Source organism: Streptomyces xiaopingdaonensis (genome assembly GCF_000262345.1).
GTDB classification, from domain to species: Bacteria; Actinomycetota; Actinomycetes; order Streptomycetales; family Streptomycetaceae; genus Streptomyces; species Streptomyces xiaopingdaonensis.
The window spans coordinates 64,074-81,285 of the sequence record NZ_AJTQ01000168.1 but is presented as its reverse complement, the minus strand read 5'-3'; the positions used below and the strand labels follow the sequence as shown (position 1 = coordinate 81,285).

General features: G+C 72.0%; 20 protein-coding genes. 10 read left to right on the top strand and 10 right to left on the bottom strand.

What is annotated here, in order from left to right:
• A partial coding sequence (locus tag UWG_RS0113785; protein ID WP_016907804.1) for an acetyl-CoA carboxylase biotin carboxylase subunit occupies window positions 1-1,110 on the bottom strand: 1,110 nt, incomplete at its 3' end.
• A 511-nt stretch (window positions 1,111-1,621) separates the two neighbouring features.
• On the opposite strand from UWG_RS0113785, the gene UWG_RS0113780 reads away from it, so the two are divergent.
• The gene (locus UWG_RS0113780) at window positions 1,622-2,083 is read left to right on the top strand and encodes a hypothetical protein (RefSeq protein ID WP_029391434.1); all 462 of its coding nucleotides are present in this window, start codon (window positions 1,622-1,624) and stop codon (window positions 2,081-2,083) included.
• 27 nt (window positions 2,084-2,110) lie between these two features.
• Here the strand turns inward: UWG_RS0113780 and UWG_RS0113775 are convergent, their stop codons facing one another.
• From UWG_RS0113775 to UWG_RS0113760, 4 genes are all read right to left on the bottom strand, one after another.
• A complete protein-coding gene (locus tag UWG_RS0113775) occupies window positions 2,111-2,761 on the bottom strand; it encodes a Maf family protein (RefSeq protein ID WP_016907801.1) in 651 nt (216 codons plus the stop codon).
• A gap of 42 nt (window positions 2,762-2,803) precedes the next feature.
• On the bottom strand, window positions 2,804-2,947 hold the full coding sequence (gene mmpB, locus UWG_RS30050; RefSeq protein ID WP_193386447.1) for a morphogenic membrane protein MmpB: 144 nt from the start codon (window positions 2,945-2,947) through the stop codon (window positions 2,804-2,806).
• 82 nt (window positions 2,948-3,029) lie between these two features.
• Window positions 3,030-3,233 (bottom strand): acyl-CoA carboxylase subunit epsilon, encoded by a 204-nt coding sequence (locus tag UWG_RS0113765; RefSeq protein ID WP_033196131.1) that lies wholly within the window; start codon window positions 3,231-3,233, stop codon window positions 3,030-3,032.
• A 152-nt stretch (window positions 3,234-3,385) separates the two neighbouring features.
• Window positions 3,386-4,993, bottom strand: coding sequence for an acyl-CoA carboxylase subunit beta (locus UWG_RS0113760; protein WP_016907798.1), 1,608 nt, complete (start codon window positions 4,991-4,993; stop codon window positions 3,386-3,388).
• A gap of 223 nt (window positions 4,994-5,216) precedes the next feature.
• On the opposite strand from UWG_RS0113760, the gene UWG_RS0113755 reads away from it, so the two are divergent.
• From UWG_RS0113755 to hutH, 5 genes are all read left to right on the top strand, one after another.
• Window positions 5,217-6,104: a biotin--[acetyl-CoA-carboxylase] ligase gene (locus tag UWG_RS0113755; protein WP_016907797.1), complete on the top strand. Its 888-nt coding sequence runs from the start codon at window positions 5,217-5,219 to the stop codon at window positions 6,102-6,104.
• Window positions 6,105-6,204: 100 nt separating this feature from the next.
• Window positions 6,205-7,347, top strand: a complete 1,143-nt coding sequence (locus tag UWG_RS0113750; protein ID WP_016907796.1) for an adenylate/guanylate cyclase domain-containing protein — start codon at window positions 6,205-6,207, stop codon at window positions 7,345-7,347.
• Window positions 7,348-7,394: 47 nt separating this feature from the next.
• On the top strand, window positions 7,395-8,213 hold the full coding sequence (locus UWG_RS0113745) for an enoyl-CoA hydratase/isomerase family protein (RefSeq protein ID WP_016907795.1): 819 nt from the start codon (window positions 7,395-7,397) through the stop codon (window positions 8,211-8,213).
• A gap of 84 nt (window positions 8,214-8,297) precedes the next feature.
• Window positions 8,298-9,389, top strand: coding sequence for a GGDEF domain-containing protein (locus UWG_RS0113740; protein WP_016907794.1), 1,092 nt, complete (start codon window positions 8,298-8,300; stop codon window positions 9,387-9,389).
• A 55-nt stretch (window positions 9,390-9,444) separates the two neighbouring features.
• Window positions 9,445-11,019: a histidine ammonia-lyase gene (gene hutH, locus UWG_RS0113735; protein ID WP_033196122.1), complete on the top strand. Its 1,575-nt coding sequence runs from the start codon at window positions 9,445-9,447 to the stop codon at window positions 11,017-11,019.
• Between the two features lie 46 nt (window positions 11,020-11,065).
• On the opposite strand, the gene UWG_RS33970 is transcribed toward hutH, so the two are convergent.
• Entirely contained in the window at window positions 11,066-11,386 is a 321-nt protein-coding gene (locus tag UWG_RS33970; protein ID WP_337459927.1) for a serine hydrolase domain-containing protein, read from the bottom strand.
• A gap of 143 nt (window positions 11,387-11,529) precedes the next feature.
• On the opposite strand from UWG_RS33970, the gene UWG_RS0113725 reads away from it, so the two are divergent.
• Together UWG_RS0113725 and UWG_RS0113720 are read left to right on the top strand one after the other, a co-directional pair.
• Window positions 11,530-11,739 carry a hypothetical protein gene (locus UWG_RS0113725; RefSeq protein ID WP_237720081.1) on the top strand — a complete coding sequence of 70 codons (210 nt, stop codon included), beginning with the start codon at window positions 11,530-11,532 and terminating at the stop codon, window positions 11,737-11,739.
• Between the two features lie 256 nt (window positions 11,740-11,995).
• Complete coding sequence (locus tag UWG_RS0113720) at window positions 11,996-13,240, top strand: L,D-transpeptidase (RefSeq protein WP_016907790.1); 1,245 nt, start codon at window positions 11,996-11,998, stop codon at window positions 13,238-13,240.
• Between the two features lie 100 nt (window positions 13,241-13,340).
• On the opposite strand, the gene UWG_RS0113715 is transcribed toward UWG_RS0113720, so the two are convergent.
• The 4 genes from UWG_RS0113715 to mca form a co-directional block, all read right to left on the bottom strand.
• Window positions 13,341-13,778 carry an acyl-CoA thioesterase gene (locus tag UWG_RS0113715; RefSeq protein WP_016907789.1) on the bottom strand — a complete coding sequence of 146 codons (438 nt, stop codon included), beginning with the start codon at window positions 13,776-13,778 and terminating at the stop codon, window positions 13,341-13,343.
• 155 nt (window positions 13,779-13,933) lie between these two features.
• Window positions 13,934-14,593, bottom strand: a complete 660-nt coding sequence (msrA, locus tag UWG_RS0113710) for a peptide-methionine (S)-S-oxide reductase MsrA (protein ID WP_016907788.1) — start codon at window positions 14,591-14,593, stop codon at window positions 13,934-13,936.
• Window positions 14,594-14,630: 37 nt separating this feature from the next.
• Window positions 14,631-14,909, bottom strand: a complete 279-nt coding sequence (locus tag UWG_RS0113705; RefSeq protein ID WP_016907787.1) for an RAMP4 family protein — start codon at window positions 14,907-14,909, stop codon at window positions 14,631-14,633.
• A gap of 4 nt (window positions 14,910-14,913) precedes the next feature.
• Window positions 14,914-15,789, bottom strand: coding sequence for a mycothiol conjugate amidase Mca (gene mca, locus UWG_RS0113700; RefSeq protein WP_029391432.1), 876 nt, complete (start codon window positions 15,787-15,789; stop codon window positions 14,914-14,916).
• Window positions 15,790-15,970: 181 nt separating this feature from the next.
• Between mca and UWG_RS0113695 the strand changes: the two genes are divergently transcribed.
• Together UWG_RS0113695 and greA are read left to right on the top strand one after the other, a co-directional pair.
• The gene (locus tag UWG_RS0113695) at window positions 15,971-16,399 is read left to right on the top strand and encodes a DUF4307 domain-containing protein (RefSeq protein WP_016907785.1); all 429 of its coding nucleotides are present in this window, start codon (window positions 15,971-15,973) and stop codon (window positions 16,397-16,399) included.
• A 255-nt stretch (window positions 16,400-16,654) separates the two neighbouring features.
• The gene (greA, locus tag UWG_RS0113690) at window positions 16,655-17,152 is read left to right on the top strand and encodes a transcription elongation factor GreA (protein WP_016907784.1); all 498 of its coding nucleotides are present in this window, start codon (window positions 16,655-16,657) and stop codon (window positions 17,150-17,152) included.
• Window positions 17,153-17,212: the final 60 nt, after the last annotated feature.

Sequence of the window (17,212 nt, the reverse complement as noted above, 5' to 3'; positions counted from 1 at the left end):
CTCGCCCCCCGCGTCGAGCCGCACGCCGGGACCGGCGGGTGCGTCGAAGGTGGTGACGGTGCCGGGCGCGGGGAGGAAGTTGCGGCCCGGGTCCTCGCCGTTGATGCGGAACTCGAAGGAGTGGCCGCGGTGGACCGGGTCGTCGTAGCCGAGCTCCTCGCCGTCGGCGACGCGGAACATCTCACGGACGAGGTCGATCCCCGTGACCTCCTCGGAGACCGGGTGCTCCACCTGGAGGCGGGTGTTGACCTCGAGGAAGGAGATGGTGCCGTCCTGCCCGACGAGGAATTCGCAGGTGCCGGCGCCGACGTAGCCGGCCTCCTGGAGGATCGCCTTGGAGGCGCGGTACAGCTCGGCGTTCTGCTCGTCGGTGAGGTACGGCGCGGGCGCCTCCTCCACGAGCTTCTGGTGGCGGCGCTGAAGGGAGCAGTCCCGCGTGGAGACGACGACGACGTTGCCGTGCCGGTCGGCAAGGCACTGCGTCTCGACGTGCCGCGGGCGGTCGAGGTAGCGCTCGACGAAGCACTCGCCGCGGCCGAAGGCGGCGACCGCCTCGCGCACGGCCGAGTCGTAGAGCTCCGGCACCTCCTCGAGGGTCCGGGCGACCTTCAGGCCGCGCCCGCCGCCGCCGAACGCCGCCTTGATGGCGATCGGCAGGCCGTGCTCCTCGGCGAAGGCGACGACCTCGTCGGCGCCGGAGACCGGGTCCTTGGTGCCGGCCACCAGCGGGGCGCCCGCGCGCTCGGCGAGGTGCCGGGCCGAGACCTTGTCCCCCAGTTCGCGGATCGCGCCGGGGGGCGGCCCGATCCAGGTGAGCCCGGCGTCGAGCACGGCCTGCGCGAACTCGGAGTTCTCCGACAGGAATCCGTACCCGGGGTGGATGGCGTCCGCGTTCGAGTCGGCGGCGGCCTTGAGGACCTTGGCGATGTCGAGGTAGCTCGCCGCCGGGGTGTCGCCGCCGAGCGCGAACGCCTCGTCGGCCGTGCGCACATGGAGCGCGTCCCGATCCGGGTCGGCATAGACGGCAACGCTCGCAATACCCGCGTCCCGGCAGGCACGGGCGACGCGGACAGCGATTTCGCCGCGATTGGCGATGAGCACCTTGCGCACGATCTCTCCCTACTCGGCGCTACGCCGCAAACAAGACAACGGGCTGAGTTTAGGTACTGGCGACACCGAAGGCCGAGTCGCCGAAGGGGGTGAGCTTGCGCACAGAAGCCTTCGGCTCCCGACCTCCCCCTGCCCCGTCGTTCCTCATCGTCCCACGGTACGCCGGGTGTACCGAGCTGAGGACGTCCTTCGCCATGTGGTGTAGCTCTCTGTCGGAGGACGAAGGAGGGGGTAGCCCTCTTTTGTTGGAACCCTATGAACTCACTGGGGAATCTTTGCCTCCAGCCCGCCTGCTGCCCTCCTCTTGTGCGCACGTGTACCCGTGAGTAGCGTGCCCGGTGCCGAACGGAACGTGCACGGGCGTACGAACCGGTAGCACCGCGCAACTCCCGTGCCCGCGGGCCCGCTTGACCTGCTCCACGCGACAGGTGCCCGGCGCAGGCCTGCGGAAGAGGAGCGAGCCGAACGGGAACAGGGGAAGCAGGTGGGCCAGGTGGCGCGTAGGCGTGCTGTGGCGGTCGTCGGTGGAGTGGTGCTGGCCTTCGAGGCGGTCGTCTTCGTCCTCCTCAACCTCTTCCTCGGGATGGTCGTCGACCGGCAGGAGATGTCGCTCGCCGGGATCGACCCCAGGGCGACGACCCTCTCCGCCTGGATCGCCGGCGGCGTCTTCGGCCTCTACCTCCTCGTCAACGCCGCCGTCCTGCTGCGCGCCGCCGTCACCGACCGGCCGCCGCGCGGGTTCTGGCGGATCGTCCTGATCAGCTCCGCCGTGGTGCACGGGCTGCTGGGCGCCTTCTCCGTCGGGCTCGTCGGGTGGCAGGCGTTCGCCGTGATGATGGTGGTGCTCGCGCTGATCGTCTGGGCGCTCACCTGGTACCCGGCGAAGCCCGCGGGGGCGGGGACGCCGGAGCGGTCCGGAGACGGCGCGGGGGAGCAGGGCCCCTCCGCGCCGCCCGCGCCCGGCGCGGCCTGACCCGGCGAACCCCGCCGGCGGCCGGGATCAGCCGGCGTCCGCCCACAGGTCGGTGATCGAGACGTCGAGACGCGCGAAGAGCCGCCGGAGCAGTGGCAGCGAGAGGCCGATGACGTTGCCGTGGTCGCCCTCGATCCGCTCGACGAACGGGGCCGAGCGGCCGTCGAGCGTGAACGCGCCCGCCACGTGGAGCGGCTCGCCCGTGGCGACGTAGGCGGAGATCTCCGCGTCGGTCGGCTCGCCGAAGTGCACCGCGGTGGAGGCCGTTTCGGAGACGCGGCCGCCGGTGAGGGTGTCGACCACGCAGTGGCCCGTCCGCAGGACGCCCGTACGTCCGCGCATCGCGCGCCAGCGGGCGGCGGCGTCCTCGGGGCCCGAGGGCTTGCCCAGCGCGCGCCCGTCGAGGTCGAGCACGGAGTCGCAGCCGACGACGAGGGCGCCGGCGGCCGCCTCGCGTGCGGCGACCGCCGCGGCTTTCGCCTCCGCGAGCACCAGCGCCAACTCGCCCGGGTTTTCGGCGTGGAGGGCGTCCTCGTCGACCCCGCTCACCACCACCTCGGGCACGAGCCCCGCCTGTCGCAGGAGCCCGAGCCGCGCGGGGGAGGCGGAGGCGAGGACGACCCGGCGGCGCGGGGCGAGGTCCGGAACGTCGGTGTCTGTGGTGGGAGCTGAGGTCATGGCGGCATCGTATGCAGCGTGCGGCTGCCGGCCCGTGCGCGGTCAGCGGGAGGCCGTCACGTGGAGGACGATCGCCAGGACCGCGGCGACCGGCAGCAGCCAGCCGAGTCGGCGGAGCTTCGCCTCCGCTTCGCGCACCTCGGCGGGGCGCTGCCGCTCCGTGCGGTCGGGGTCGGACCAGAGCATGCCCTCGAGGATGCGCGGGCGACGGGCGGTGCCGCCTGAGTACCCGTACTCAGGCGGCACCGCCCGATCGTGCGTGTGCGGCTCAGCCCGGCCAGTAGGTCGAGCGCCAGGCCCCGGGGCCCGGCTGCGGAAGGCGCCGAGGAACGAGGCGGGCGGGGTTCGACCACTCGCTCACCGGCTGCTCCCCCGGCGCCGCCTCCTCGGCGGCGCCGACCGCCCGCGCGCGTACGACGGCGAGCGCGGCGGCGAGTTCCTCCGGCGTCGGATTGCCCTTCAGCACGCGGATCTGCGGCTGCTCGGCGGGCAGTTCGGGGCGCTCACCGTGCGGCTGCTGGTCGTGGTGGTTGGCCTGCGGCGGCGGGATCTCAGGCATTCCAGCCCCTTCGGAAGCGGCGCGTGACGGGCGGCGGGCTGCCGCCACGGGGGACAACGTCCTTGTCAGAGCGGGATGTTGCCGTGCTTCTTCGGGGGAAGCTGTTCCCGCTTGGAGCGCAGGGTACGCAGCCCCCTCGTGATGTGCCGACGCGTCTCGGCCGGACGGACGACCGCGTCCACGTAGCCGCGTTCGGCCGCGATGTACGGGTTGAGCAGGGCGTCCTCGTACTCCTGCGTGAGCTCCGTGCGCAGCTGCTCCAGCTCCTCGGGGGACTCGGTGCCCGCGAGGCGCTTGCGGTGCAGGATGTTGACGGCGCCCTGGGCGCCCATCACGGCGATCTGGGCCGTCGGCCAGGCGAAGTTGAGGTCGGCGCCGAGGTGCTTGGAGCCCATGACGTCGTACGCGCCGCCGAACGCCTTCCGCGTGATGACGGTGATCAGCGGCACCGTCGCCTCCGCGTAGGCGTAGATGAGCTTGGCGCCGCGGCGGATGATGCCGTCGTACTCCTGGTCGGTGCCGGGCAGGAAGCCGGGGACGTCGACGAAGGTGAGCACGGGCACGTTGAAGGCGTCGCAGGTGCGCACGAAGCGGGCCGCCTTCTCGCTCGCGTCGATGTTGAGACACCCGGCGAACTGCATCGGCTGGTTGGCGACGATGCCCACCGAGTGGCCCTCGACCCGTCCGAACCCGGTGATGATGTTCGGCGCGAAGAGTGCCTGCGTCTCCAGGAACTCGCCGTCGTCCAGGACGTGTTCGATGGCGCTGTGCATGTCGTACGGCTGGTTCGCCGAGTCCGGGACGAGCGTGTCCAGCTCGCGGTCCTCGTCGGACGTCGCGAGGTCCGCCTCCTCGGGGAAGACGGGCGGCTCGGAGAGGTTGTTGCCCGGCAGGTAGGAGAGGAGCCCCTTGACGTACTCGATGGCGTCCTTCTCGTCGCCGGCCATGTGGTGCGCGACGCCCGAGGTGGTGTTGTGGGTGCGGGCGCCGCCGAGCTCCTCGAAGCCGACGTCCTCGCCCGTGACCGTCTTGATGACGTCGGGGCCCGTGATGAACATGTGGGAGGTCTTGTCGACCATCACCGTGAAGTCGGTGATCGCCGGGGAGTAGACGGCCCCGCCGGCGCACGGTCCGAGGACGATGCTGATCTGGGGGATGACGCCCGACGCGTGGGTGTTGCGGCGGAAGATCTCGGCGAAGAGCCCGAGCGCTGCGACGCCCTCCTGGATGCGCGCCCCGCCGCCGTCGTTGATGCCGATCACGGGGCAGCCCGTCTTCAGCGCGAAGTCCATCACCTTGACGATCTTCTCGCCGTAGACCTCGCCCAGCGCTCCGCCGAAGATCGTGAAGTCCTGCGAGAAGACGCAGACGGGGCGGCCGTCGACGGTGCCGTACCCGGTCACCACGCCGTCGCCGTACGGACGGTTCTGCTCCAGGCCGAAGTTGGTGGAGCGGTGGCGTGCGAACTCGTCGAGCTCGGTGAACGAGCCCTCGTCGAGCAGCAGCTCGATCCGCTCGCGCGCGGTCAACTTCCCCTTGGCGTGCTGCTTCTCGATCGCCCGCTGGGAGCCGGCGTGCGTCGCCTCGGACGTGCGGCGCTCGAAGTCCGCGATTCGGCCCGCTGTGGTGTGCCGCTCCTGCTCTGAGGGGACGGAACCTGGCTGCTCGGACATCTGCGGGAGGCTCCTACTCGTCATCGGGTGGCTACCGGAACGTAGGTTATCGGCGTACGAGGACGCCGTGGGTGCGGCGTTGGCCACACTCGCGCGGGGGACGCCGAGGGTTTCCGGCCGACATGCGGGGGATTGTCGCCACCGTACGCCGCGGCTCTCCGCGCTCCGCTTCCGGCCGGTGCCTCCGTGCCCGCACCGCGGACGCGGCCCCTAGGCTCGTCCCATGTCCGACGAGAACCCTCCGCGCAGCCGCTGGTCCGACCTGGAGCGACCGCCGCTCAACGCGACCGCGCTCCGCCGCGCCCTGCTCGGCTCCGACAGCCTCTACACGCACCTGGAGGTGGTCGGCTCCGTCGGCTCCACCAACTCCGAGCTCGCCGACCGCGCCCGCCGCGGCGCCGCGCAGCCCGGCACGGTGCTCGTCGCCGAGGAGCAGACCGCCGGGCGAGGACGGCTCGACCGCGGCTGGTCGGCGCCGCCGCGGTCGGGTCTCTTCTTCTCCGTCCTGCTCGCGCCCGAGGTCCCGGCCGAGCGCCTGGGGTGGCTGCCGCTGCTCGCCGGAGTCGCGACGGCGGGCGCGCTCTCCCGTACCGCCGGCGTCGACACGGCGTTGAAGTGGCCGAACGACATCCTCGTCACGGTCGGAGGCGACGAGCGGAAGTGCGTCGGCATCCTCGCCGAACGCGTCGGCGAAGGGCCGCAAGGACGGCCGCGCGAAGGGGCGCTGGTGCTGGGCATCGGCATCAACGTCACGCTCCGCGAAGCCGAGTTGCCCGTGCCCACCGCCGGCTCGCTGCAACTCGCCGGGGCGCAGGGCACCGACCGCGACCCGCTGCTCCGCGCCGTACTGCGCTCTTTGGAGGACTGGTACGGGCGGTGGACGGCGGTCGACGGCTCCGCCGGGGAGAGCGACCTCCAGGAGGCGTACGCGGCCGGATGCGCGACGCTCGGACGCCACGTGAGGGCCGAACTCCCCGGCGACCGCGCGTTGTTGGGCGAGGCGGTAGCCCTCGACGGACAGGGGCGGCTGGTGATCGCGACGGGCGAGGGGGTGCAGCACCCGGTGGCCGCGGGCGACATCGTGCACCTGCGGCCCGCCGGGGGAGCGTGAGCCAGGGCACAGCTGCCGTATTCTGGGCAGCCGGCGGAGGCATCCCGAAGGACGGAAGGGCAGTGCGCGGCGGAACAGCGGAGCTGGCAAGAGGCGGGCAGTGACCGTGGACGAACCACGCACCCCGGAAGGAGCCCCAGCCTCCGAGGGCCCCCGGGGAGAGAGCGGCGAGCCGGCCGAGGGAGACGAGCCGCAGGGGCCGGACCCCGCGCCGGGCAGGTCGGGCGAGGAGGACCCGAGCGCGCTGCGGATCGAGGAGCTGATCCTCGGGTCCGAGCGCCAGTACACGGCGTTCCAGGCGGCCCGGGCCGCAGGCGTCTCGATGGAGCTCGCCTCCCGCTTCTGGCGCGCCATGGGATTCGCCGACGTCGGGCAGGCGCGCGCGCTCACCGAGGCCGACGTCCTCGCGCTGCGGCGGCTCTCGGGGCTCGTCGAGGCGGGCCTGCTGAGCGAGACGATGGCGATGCAGGTGGCGCGCTCCACGGGGCAGACCACCTCGCGGCTGGCCGACTGGCAGATCGACTCGTTCCTCATGGGCCTCACCGAGCCCCCCGAGCCGGGGATGACCCGCAACGAGGTCACCTACCCGCTCGTCCAGCTCCTCCTCCCGGAGCTTGAGGAGTTCCTCGTCTACGTCTGGCGCCGCCAACTCGCCGCCGCCACGGGGCGGGTGGTGCAGGCGAAGGACGACGAGGAGACGGTCGACCGCCGCCAGGCGATCGGCTTCGCCGACCTCGCCGGCTTCACCAGGCTCAGCAGGCGGCTGGAGGACGAGGAGGTCGGGGAGCTCGTCGAGGCCTTCGAGACGATGGCGGCCGACCTCGTCGCCGCCCACGGGGGCCGTCTGATCAAGGCGCTGGGGGACGAGATCCTCTACGTCGCGGAGGAGGCCGCCACCGCCGCCGAGATCGGCGTACGGCTCATCGAGACGATGGCCAACGACGAGACCATGCCCGAGCTCCGCGTCGGCATCGCCTTCGGCACGATGACCACACGGATGGGCGACGTCTTCGGCAGCACCGTCAATCTTGCGAGCCGGCTCACCTCGATAGCGCCGAAGGACGGCGTGCTCGTCGACGGGGCGCTGCGGGCCGAGTTGATCTCCGCGGGGGAAGCGCCCGAGTCGGAGAAGGAGAGCGAGGGGCTCGGCGAGGGCCGGTTCCGCTTCGCTCTCCAGCCGCTCTACCAGCGTCCGGTGCGCGGGTTCGGCGTCGTCGAACCGTGGCTGCTGCGGAGGCGTTGACGGAGGGACGCGACCCGAACGTTCGGTCGGGTGCGTAGGGTGACCCCATGGTGAACCCCAACGACAGCGTCAGCGAAGAGCGGTTCGGCGAGTGGATCCTGCTGCGCAGGGACGCGCGTACGCACGTCGCCGAAATCGTGATGGACCGGCCGGGGGCGATGAACGCGGTCTCCACCGAGTTCGCCTTCGGTGTCAGCGAGGCGTGTGCCGCGCTCGCCGAGGACCGCTCCGTCCGTGCGGCCGTCCTCACCTCCACGAGCGACCGCGCCTTCTGCGTCGGAGCCGACCTGAAGGAGCGGAACAGCTTCACGGACGAACAGCTCGCCAACCAGCGCCCGTACGCGCGGGCCGCCTACACCGGCGTCCTCGACCTCCCCGTGCCCTCGGTCGCGGCCGTCGGCGGTTACGCGCTCGGCGGCGGGGCCGAACTCGCCCTCTCCTGTGACCTGATCCTCGCCGGGCCGCGCGCCGAGCTCGCGCTGCCCGAGGTGTCGGTCGGCGTGATCCCGGGCGGCGGGGGCACGCAGCTGCTGCCGCGGCGTGTGGGTGCCGCGCGCGCCGCCGAACTCGTCTTCACGGCGCGGCGGGTGGGCGCGGAGGAGGCGCTCGGGATGGGGCTCGTCGACCGGCTCGTGGAGGGGGACGAGCGCGCCGAGGCGCTCGCGCTCGCCGGGCGGATCGCGGCCCACTCGCCCGTCGCGCTCCGCGCCGCGAAGCGCGCCCTGCGCAGCGGGTGGGGGAGGGAGCTCCACGAGGGGCTCGACGTGGAGGACGCGGAGTGGCGCACGGTGGCGTTCTCCGGCGACCGCGCCGAGGGCGTCGCGGCCTTCAACGAGAAGCGCAAGCCGGAGTGGCCGGGCGAGTGAGCCGTGGGCCGCCCGTGCTCGCATGCGTCTCCACGGTACGTGCCCGCGCGGCGGTATCGGGACAATCCTCATAACCTTGGGCGTATGGGACAGGGTGTGCGGCTGCCGGCTGTCGTCGGGCTCGTGCAGGCCCTCGCGGCCGCGCAGTCCGCGAGCCCGCACGCCGACCCCGCGCACCCTTGCGCGGGACCGGGCGGCCCCACCGACCCCGCCGTACAGGAGACCGCCCGCACCGCGGCCGCACGGCTGCGCGCGGCGCTCGGCGGCACGGCGGCGGCCGTCCGGGCCTGGGACGCACGGGAGGAGACCCTCAGCCCGCTGGCGACCGACGGCGACGCCGCCGCAGCGCCACGCTCGGCGCCGGGCTTCGCGGCCGCGGCCACCGCCCCCGGCGGCCACCGCGCGCGGACGGCCGACGCGGGTGCCCCGTCGCTCACCGCGCCCCTGGTGCACGCCGGGCGCGTATACGGAGAGGCGGAGGTCGAACGCGCCCCGGGCGGCCCGCCGTTCACCGCGGAGGAGATCCGCGGCGCCACCGCGCTCGCCGCGGTCGCCGCCGCCGGACTCGCGCAGTCGGCGTACGTCGCCGAACTCCGCCGTCTCGCCTACGCCGATCCGCTCACCGGACTCGCCAACCGCCGCGCCGTCGACGACCGCCTCGACGCGGCGCTCCGCCTGCACGCCGCGGACGGCACCGTCGTCAGCTTCGCCGTCTGCGACATCAACGGCCTCAAGCGCGTCAACGACGCCTACGGCCACCAGGCGGGCGACCGCCTCCTCGAGCGCTTCGCCGGGCTCCTCGCCGAGTGCGCCGCGCTCCTCCCCTCCGCGCTCGCCGGGCGCCTCGGCGGCGACGAGTTCTGCCTCCTGGCCGCCGGTCCTTCGGCCGACGAGGCCGCGACCGCCGCCGGCGAACTCTGCCGCCGCGCGGGGGAGTCGGCGCTCGGCGACGGCGTCGCCTGCGGTCTCGCCTCCACCGGCGACCCGATCGGCCCGGTACGCACGCCCCGCCGGCTCTTCCTCCTCGCCGACGCCGCGCAGTACCGGGCCAAGGCGGCGCGCGCCCGGGGCCCGGTCGTCGCCGGCCGGGACGGCGGCACCGTCGACCCCGTCGTCCGCCTCGCCGACGCGCCGCCCCCGCACGGCACCGAGCGGCGGAGGTTCCGGGGGAGATGACCGGTGGCCGCCCGGTCGTGACAGCGCACCGATTCACTCTCTACTGTTGCTGAATATGAGTATGCACAGCGTGGAGTTGGGCGCCTCGGGGACCACCCCGCGGCAGGTCGTCGCCGTCGCCAGGGAAGGGGCCGAGGTCGCGCTCTCGTCCGAGGCGCTCGCCGCACTGCGGAGGGCGCGCGGCTTCGTCGACGAACTCGCGGCGAAGCCCGAACCCGTCTACGGGGTCTCGACCGGCTTCGGGGCGCTCGCCGTCCGGCACATCCCCGGCGACGACGCGGAAGGGGGCGAGGGGCTCCGCACCCGCCTCCAGCGGAACATCGTCCGCTCGCACGCGGCCGGGATGGGCCCGCGCGTCGAACGCGAGGTCGTCCGTGCGCTGATGTTCCTCCGGCTCAAGACACTCGCCTCCGGGCACACCGGCGTACGCCCCGAGATCGCGGAGCGGATGGCCGAGCTGCTCAACGCCGGGATCACGCCCGTCGTCCACGAGTACGGCTCGCTCGGCTGCTCCGGGGACCTCGCGCCCCTCTCGCACTGCGCCCTGGTGCTGATGGGCGAGGGCGAAGCGGAGGACGCCACGGGCACGGTGCGCCCGGCCGCCGAACTCCTCGCCGAAAACGGCATCGCGCCGGTGGAGTTGCGCGAGAAGGAGGGTCTCGCGCTGCTCAACGGCACCGACGGGATGCTCGGCATGCTCCTCATGGCCTGCGACGACCTCGCCCGCCTCCTCACCTCGGCCGACATCGCGGCGGCCCTCTCCCTGGAGGCGCTGCTCGGCACCGACCGCGTCCTCGCCCCCGAGTTGCACGCCCTGCGCCCGCACCCGGGACAGGCCGCGAGCGCGGCCAACATGCGGAAGATCCTCCAGGGTTCGAGCCTCACGGGGCAGCACCACCACGACGCCCCCCGCGTCCAGGACGCGTACTCGGTGCGGTGCGCGCCCCAGGTCGCAGGGGCCGCTCGGGACACGCTGGCGCACGCGGTACTCGTCGCCGAGCGGGAACTCGCCGCCGCCGTGGACAACCCGGTCGTCCTCGACGACGGCCGCGTGGAGTCCAACGGCAACTTCCACGGCGCCCCCGTCGCCTACGTGCTCGACTTCCTCGCCGTGCCCGCGGCCGACCTGGCGTCGATCGCCGAGCGCCGCACCGACCGGCTCCTCGACAAGAACCGCTCGCACGGGCTGCCGCCGTTCCTCGCGCGCGACGCCGGCGTCGACTCGGGCCTGATGATCGCGCAGTACACGCAGGCCGCGATGGTCTCCGAGCTGAAGCGGCTCGCGGTGCCCGCCTCCGTCGACTCCGTGCCGTCCTCCGCGATGCAGGAGGACCACGTCTCGATGGGCTGGTCCGCGGCCCGCAAGCTGCGCACCGCCGTCGACACGCTCGCCCGCGTCCTCGCCGTCGAGCTCTACGCCGCGACCCGAGCCCTCGAACTCCGCACCGAGACGACGGGCTCCTCCCCGGCCCCCGCTTCCCGCGCCGTCCTCCGCGCCCTGCGCGAGTCGGGCGTGCCGGGCCCGGGCGAAGACCGCTTCCTCGCACCGGACTTGGAGGGTGCGGAGCGTTTCGTACGCACCGGCGCACTCGTGGCCGCGGCGGAGGGGGAGGTGGGGGAGCTCGCCTGAGGGCTCGTGCCGTGTCCCGAAGCACCGCGGACGCGGGCCGTCGGACTCACCCGGTGCGGCACAGGACGCGCGAGCCGATGCCGCTCCCACCGTGCCCGAGGTGACTGCCGCCGCAGGACAGGGGAGTCGAGAAGGGACGGTGGGCGAACGTGGTGTCGGCCAGCGGGCCGTCCTCGGCGAACTGCTGGTGGTCGGCCGTGTGCGGACGCGGCGGCAGCGGCCAGGTGCCCGGGGTGTGCGTACGGCGCATTCCGAGCGGGCGCAGGATGCGGTCGTGCACTTGTCGCACCCAGGAGCGGCCGGTGGTCTTCTCGATGATCATCCCGGCCGGTACGTAGTTCGTGTCGGAGTACGCCCGGTCCGTGATGCTCCGTCAACTCACCGCGGACACAGGACGAACGGGCGGAATCGCGGGTTCCCCTCATGCGGAGCGAGTAAGTAACATCAGTGCGCGGAAAGCTCGTTCGTCGCGCTCGCGGCGGTTCCCTCGCAACTCGGAAGGTGCTCTTCGTGCCCGGAGTCGGACCCTCGACCCTGCAGACCCACCGTCGTCCGCTGCTCACCGCCGCGGTCTCCGGGGGGCTGCTCCTCGCGCTGTGGTTCGTTCCCTCCGCCGACGCCACCCCTGACGGCGCCCGCGCGCCGGGTTCGGACCACGGCGTGAACCAGACCGTCGACAGAGGCGGGGCCGGCGGGACCACCGCCGACTACCGTGGTTGAGGGCGGAGTCCGCTCGACGCCGTAGTGCCCGTATATGTACGGGAGTTGCCTGCATGTCCGTTTCGATCGCTTCGACGGCATGGGCGAGTTCCCCGTGTGAGTAGTGTCCTACTGCACAGTTTCGGAAGAAGTGGAACCGGTCATACGCCGCTTGCGTTTCGATGTGTAGAGGTGTGCTGCGGATGTCCGTTTCGTCGGCGTCGGGGCGTGCGCAGCCTTTCGGGTTCCAAGGTCTTCGGACACACGGGAGAGGTCAGTGACGACGGTGGGGAAGTACCGCAAGGGTCTCGCGGCCGTGGCCGTGCTGCTCGGCGGTACGTTGACGTTGAGCGGGTGCGGTCTGTTCGGCGGTGACGACGATTCCGGCGGGAAGTCGGAGATGTCCGGGAACGACGACAGCAAGGGCGGGAAGAACGCCTCCGAGGCACGAATAAAGATCTCGGCCAAGGACGGGTCCGACAGCGCCAGCATCAACACCGGCGGAGACGTCAAGGTGAGCAAGGGCGAACTCGTCCGGGTCACGATGAAGGCGGTGCAGAGCGGCAGCACCGTCGAGGGGGAGATCTCGGGGGGCGGCAAGTCCTGGAAGCCCAAGGAGCAGTTGGAGCGCGCAACCAAGTACGAGATCACGGCGACCGCCAAGGACGGTGAGGGCCGCAAGGCCGTCGAGAACTCGACGTTCACCACGGTCTCGCCCGACGACAGCTTCATCGGCACCTACGCGGGCGAGGACGGCGCGACGGTCGGCGTCGGCATGCCCGTCTCGATCACCTTCGACAAGCAGATCACGCAGAAGAAGGCGGTCCAGTCGGCGATCGAGGTGAGCTCCACCAGCGGCCAGGAGGTCGTCGGCCACTGGTTCGGCAGCGACCGCCTCGACTTCCGCCCCGAGGAGTACTGGAAGCCCAACTCGAAGGTCACCCTCGACATGGACCTCGACGGCGTCCAGGGCGCCAAGGGCCTCACCGGCGTCCAGGACACCACGGCGACCTTCACCATCGGCCGCTCGCAGGTGAGCACCGTCGACGCCAAGAGCCACCGGATGAAGGTCGTCAGGGACGGCAAGACGATCAAGGACATCCCGATCTCCGCCGGCAGCAGCAAGAACCCCACCTACAACGGGGAGATGGTGATCTCCGAGAAGCACAAGGAGACGCGGATGGACGGCCAGACGGTCGGCTTCGGCCGCGACGGCGAGGAGGGCTACGACATCGCCGACGTCCCGCACGCCATGCGCCTCTCGACCTCCGGCACCTTCATCCACGGCAACTACTGGGGCGCCCCGTTCGGTTCGGGCAACACCAGCCACGGCTGCGTCGGCCTCAAGGACTCGCGAGGCGCGAACAACAGCTCGACCGACGGTGCCTGGTTCTACGAGAACTCCATGATCGGCGACGTCGTCGTCATGAAGAACTCTCCCGACCGCACCGTCCAGCCGGACAACGGCCTCAACGGCTGGAACATGGACTGGTCGGAGTGGAAGGCCGGCAGCGCCGTCTGACGCGGCGGCCCGGAGCCCGAAGGGGCGGACGACGAGACGGTCCTCGTCGTCCGCCCCTTCGCTCTCCCGGGCGTTCGCTGAGGGCGCGTACGCCCGCGCGCTACTCCTCCACGCCGAGGACCCCGGGGCGCGTGGCGAGCCTCCGCAACGCCCCCTCCGGGTCGTCGACGAGCCGGCGCCGCTCCAGGTCCAAGAGCCCGCCCTTGGCGGTGACTTCGGTCGCCACCGTCCCGTCCGCCTTGCGCACGCACTGCTCCAGCTCGAAGACCTTCCGACCCGTCCAGACGAAGGCGCAGCTCACCTCCGTGCGGTCGCCCGCCACCAGCTCGTGGCGGTACTTGAGAGTCGTTTCCAGAACCACGGGCCCCAACCCGCCGGCCACGAGTTCGCGTTGCCCGATCCCCGCGGCCCGCAGCAGCGACCAGCGCGCGTGCTCCGCGTACTGGAGGTAGACGCTCTGGTTGAGGTGCCCCTGCGTGTCGGTCTCGTACCCCCGCACCTCGACGGGCACCCAGAACGTCTCCGACCGCGACGCCATCGCTCTTCACCTCTCCTTGCCCGCGCCGGCCCTGAGCCGTGCGCTGTCCCACCACGCGCCCGCCACCGGCCTCGGCGGGCGCGGCCCCGCACACGAAGGCGCCCACCCCCGACGCACCCGCCGTGGGCGGGGTCGGAAGCGGGCGCCGGCGGCCTTCAGCCGGCCGAGGCGATCCCCACGGGGCAGCTCACGCCCGTACCGCCGATGCCGCAGTAGCCGGCGGGGTTCTTGTCCAAGTACTGCTGGTGATACCCCTCGGCGAAGTAGAAGGGACGGTCCTCGGCCGGCAGGATCTCGGTGGTGATGGTGCCGAGCCCGGCCTTGTCGAGGACGGACTGGTACGCCTCGCGGGACGCCTCGGCGGCCTGCTGCTGGCCGGCCGAGTGGGTGTGGATCGCCGAACGGTACTGCGTCCCGCGGTCGTTGCCCTGACGGAAGCCCTGCGTCGGGTCGTGCGACTCCCAGAAGAGCTTCAGCAGCTCGCCGTAGGAGACGACGGCCGGGTCGTAGACGACGCGGACCGCCTCGGTGTGCCCCGTCAGCCCCGAGCAGACCTCCTCGTACGTCGGGTTGGGGGAGTAGCCGCCCTGGTAGCCGACGAGGGTCGTGTACACGCCCTCCGTCTGCCAGAAGACGCGCTCGGCCCCCCAGAAGCAGCCCATGGCGAAGTCGGCGACCTCGGACCCCTCGGGGTAGGGACCCCGGAGCGGGGTGCCGAGGACGGTGTGCCGCTCGGGGACCGTGAACGCGGGCTCCGGGCGGCCCTTCAGTGCCTCGTCGGGCTCGGGGAGGCGGGGTGTGGTTCCGAACAGCATGTCGAGCTCCTGGTCTGGGTTGCGTCTGGTGATGACGTCAGGTGTCGGTCTTCGGGGACGCCTCCGGGGTCCTGCGCCGGGCGGCGGCGCTCCCTCCGGGTGCCCCCGGGGACGGCGCCGAACCGGCCGGCTGCTCCTCGAAGTCGACCCGCTTCATGTGCGTGGTCATGGACTTCATCAGCAGCCATACCGCGAGGCCGATCACGGCGAAGACGAGGAAGCCGAGGACCCCGGGCGTGACCTTGGTCTCGTCGAGCTCCTTGGCGAGGGAAGCGAGCTGGAGGGGTGCCGAGTGTGCCGTCTGCATCGCGCTCATGGGCTCAATTCTCCCGGATGCCGGCGAAGAGGTCGCTCTCGGGGAGGGTGGTCTCGACGTGGGACTTGGCGAGCTCGTACTCCTCCGTCGGCCAGACCTCCCGCTGGATCTCCATCGGGATGCGGAACCAGCCGCCGTCGGGGTCGATCTGGGTCGCGTGCGCGATCAGCGCCTTGTCCCGGATCTCGAAGTAGTCGGCGCAGGGGACGTGCGTGGTGAGCGTCCGCTCCAGGCGGTGCGGCATCTTCTCCCAGCGCTCCAGCCACTCGCCGTACGGCGACTCCATGCCGCGGTTCAGCAGCGCGTGGTGGAGGGCCTCGGTGCGCTGCCGGTTGAAGCCCTGGTTGTAGTAGAGCTTCTGCGGCTGCCACGCCGGGCCGGCCTCCGGGTACTGCTCCGGGTCGCCGGCCGCCTCGAAGGCGATCATCGAGATCTTGTGCGTCATGATGTGGTCGGGGTGCGGGTACCCGCCGTTCTCGTCGTAGGTGGTGATCACCTGCGGGCGGAACTGCCGGATGAGGCGGACCAGCGGGGCCGCCGCCTCCGCCGGGTCGTGGAGCGCGAAGCAGCCCTCGGGCAGCGGCGGCAGCGGATCGCCCTCGGGGAGCCCCGAGTCGACGAAGCCGAGCCATGCCTGCTGGACGCCGAGGATCTCGCGCGCCTCGTCCATCTCCTTCTTGCGCACCTCGTGGATGTGCTCCTCCACGAAGGAGTCACCCTGCAGCTTGGGGTTGAGGATGGAGCCGCGCTCTCCCCCGGTGCAGGTGGCGACCAAGACGTCGACGCCCTCGTCGACGTACTTGGCCATGGTCGCCGCACCCTTGCTCGACTCGTCGTCCGGGTGTGCGTGCACTGCCATCAGTCGCAGCTGCTCAGTCAAGGTTCGATCCCCAGTGGCTCAGTTTTTCCATACGGCCCCGCCTGATGGTGTGCGCGGGCGACTTCTATAGTGACCGACAGCGGGTGCTGTGTATTCCCCGAGCCCCGTTTATCCGCATTCGCCGCCGATCGGTGCCCTCCGTCGGTGGTGCGGCGAGGGCCGCGCAGGGAGAGGACCGACCATGGCCGACGTGCGTCAACGCGTCCCCGAGGGACGCTACGGGCGAGCCGGGCGACCCGCCGAGGGCCGGGTCGAACGCGAGGCGCGGACCGACCGGCGGTTGAAGATCACCGGCGGCGTGCTCGGCGTCGCGATGGTGGGGCTGATCGTCTGGATCGGCGGTTCCTACCTCGCGGGCGAGGACGTCAGCGGAGAGTTGATCAAGTTCAAGGTCGTCTCCGACGAGGCGACCGAGGCGCACCTGGAGGTCCGCAAGGACGCCGGGACGGAGGGCGTCTGCACCGTGCGCGTCCGCTCCGAGGACGGGGCCGAGGTCGGGCGGAAGGACGTGCCCGTCGACGCGGGTCCTTCGAGGGTCGACACCGTGGCGACGGTCCGTACCGCGGCGCGCGCGACCAGCGCCGAGCTGGTGGGATGCAGCGTGCGCTGACGCACGCCGGCCGGTTCGACGGCGCCGGGTGCGCGGTCCCGGTGTGCGTCGGCGGGTCCGGGGTAAGGTCTCGGCGGGGTCCGGCGTCCGTACGCCGGAAACCTCGGTCTCGCAGCGGTATGGGGAACCTGCCTGACTGTTCGTCCTTCTTCCCTTTTCCCCACAGATTGTTAAGCTCGTGGTTTCGCCCACCCGTGGACGCAGCAACGCCCGGGTAGGGCGTTGCTTTGTACCCAGTACCGACGAGGAGCACCTGTGACCCAGACCAGCGACAACGTCACCTGGCTGACCCAGGAGGCGTACAACCAGCTCAAGGCGGAGCTGGAGTACCTGTCGGGTCCTGCACGCACCGAGATCTCCAAGAAGATCGAGGCGGCCCGTGAAGAGGGGGACCTCCGCGAGAACGGCGGGTACCACGCGGCCAAGGAAGAGCAGGGCAAGCAGGAGCTGCGCGTGCGCCAGCTCCAGCAGCTGCTGGAGCACGCCAAGGTCGGCGAGGCTCCCGCGGACGACGGTGTCGTCGAGCCCGGCATGGTGGTCACCGTCGCCTTCGACGGCGACGAGGACGACACCCTCACCTTCCTCCTCGCCTCCCGCGAGTACGCCAGCTCGGAGATCGAGACGTACTCCCCGCAGTCCCCGCTGGGCCAGGGCGTGAACGGCAAGTCCGTCGGTACGGACGCGGAGTACGAGCTGCCCAACGGCAAGTTCGCCTCCGTGCGCATCCTGAAGGCCAAGCCCTACCCGGGCTGAGCCACCACCGGGAGAGGGGCGGGCTCCGCCGGGGCCCGCCCCTCTCCCGTGTCCGTCCGC

Excerpts from the sequence above, each read along its gene's own strand:
- UWG_RS0113775 (WP_016907801.1), bottom strand. The coding sequence starts at position 2,761 with ATGACCTCAGCTCCCACCACAGACACCGACGTTCCGGACCTCGCCCCG.
- UWG_RS0113705 (WP_016907787.1), bottom strand. The coding sequence starts at position 14,909 with ATGAGCGCGATGCAGACGGCACACTCGGCACCCCTCCAGCTCGCTTCC.
- hutH (WP_033196122.1), top strand. The coding sequence starts at position 9,445 with ATGAGTATGCACAGCGTGGAGTTGGGCGCCTCGGGGACCACCCCGCGG.
- UWG_RS0113745 (WP_016907795.1), top strand. The coding sequence starts at position 7,395 with ATGGTGAACCCCAACGACAGCGTCAGCGAAGAGCGGTTCGGCGAGTGG.
- UWG_RS0113760 (WP_016907798.1), bottom strand. The coding sequence starts at position 4,993 with ATGTCCGAGCAGCCAGGTTCCGTCCCCTCAGAGCAGGAGCGGCACACC.
- UWG_RS0113755 (WP_016907797.1), top strand. The coding sequence starts at position 5,217 with ATGTCCGACGAGAACCCTCCGCGCAGCCGCTGGTCCGACCTGGAGCGA.
- msrA (WP_016907788.1), bottom strand. The coding sequence starts at position 14,593 with ATGCTGTTCGGAACCACACCCCGCCTCCCCGAGCCCGACGAGGCACTG.
- mmpB (WP_193386447.1), bottom strand. The coding sequence starts at position 2,947 with ATGCTCTGGTCCGACCCCGACCGCACGGAGCGGCAGCGCCCCGCCGAG.
- UWG_RS0113715 (WP_016907789.1), bottom strand. The coding sequence starts at position 13,778 with ATGGCGTCGCGGTCGGAGACGTTCTGGGTGCCCGTCGAGGTGCGGGGG.
- UWG_RS0113695 (WP_016907785.1), top strand. The coding sequence starts at position 15,971 with ATGGCCGACGTGCGTCAACGCGTCCCCGAGGGACGCTACGGGCGAGCC.
- UWG_RS0113740 (WP_016907794.1), top strand. The coding sequence starts at position 8,298 with ATGGGACAGGGTGTGCGGCTGCCGGCTGTCGTCGGGCTCGTGCAGGCC.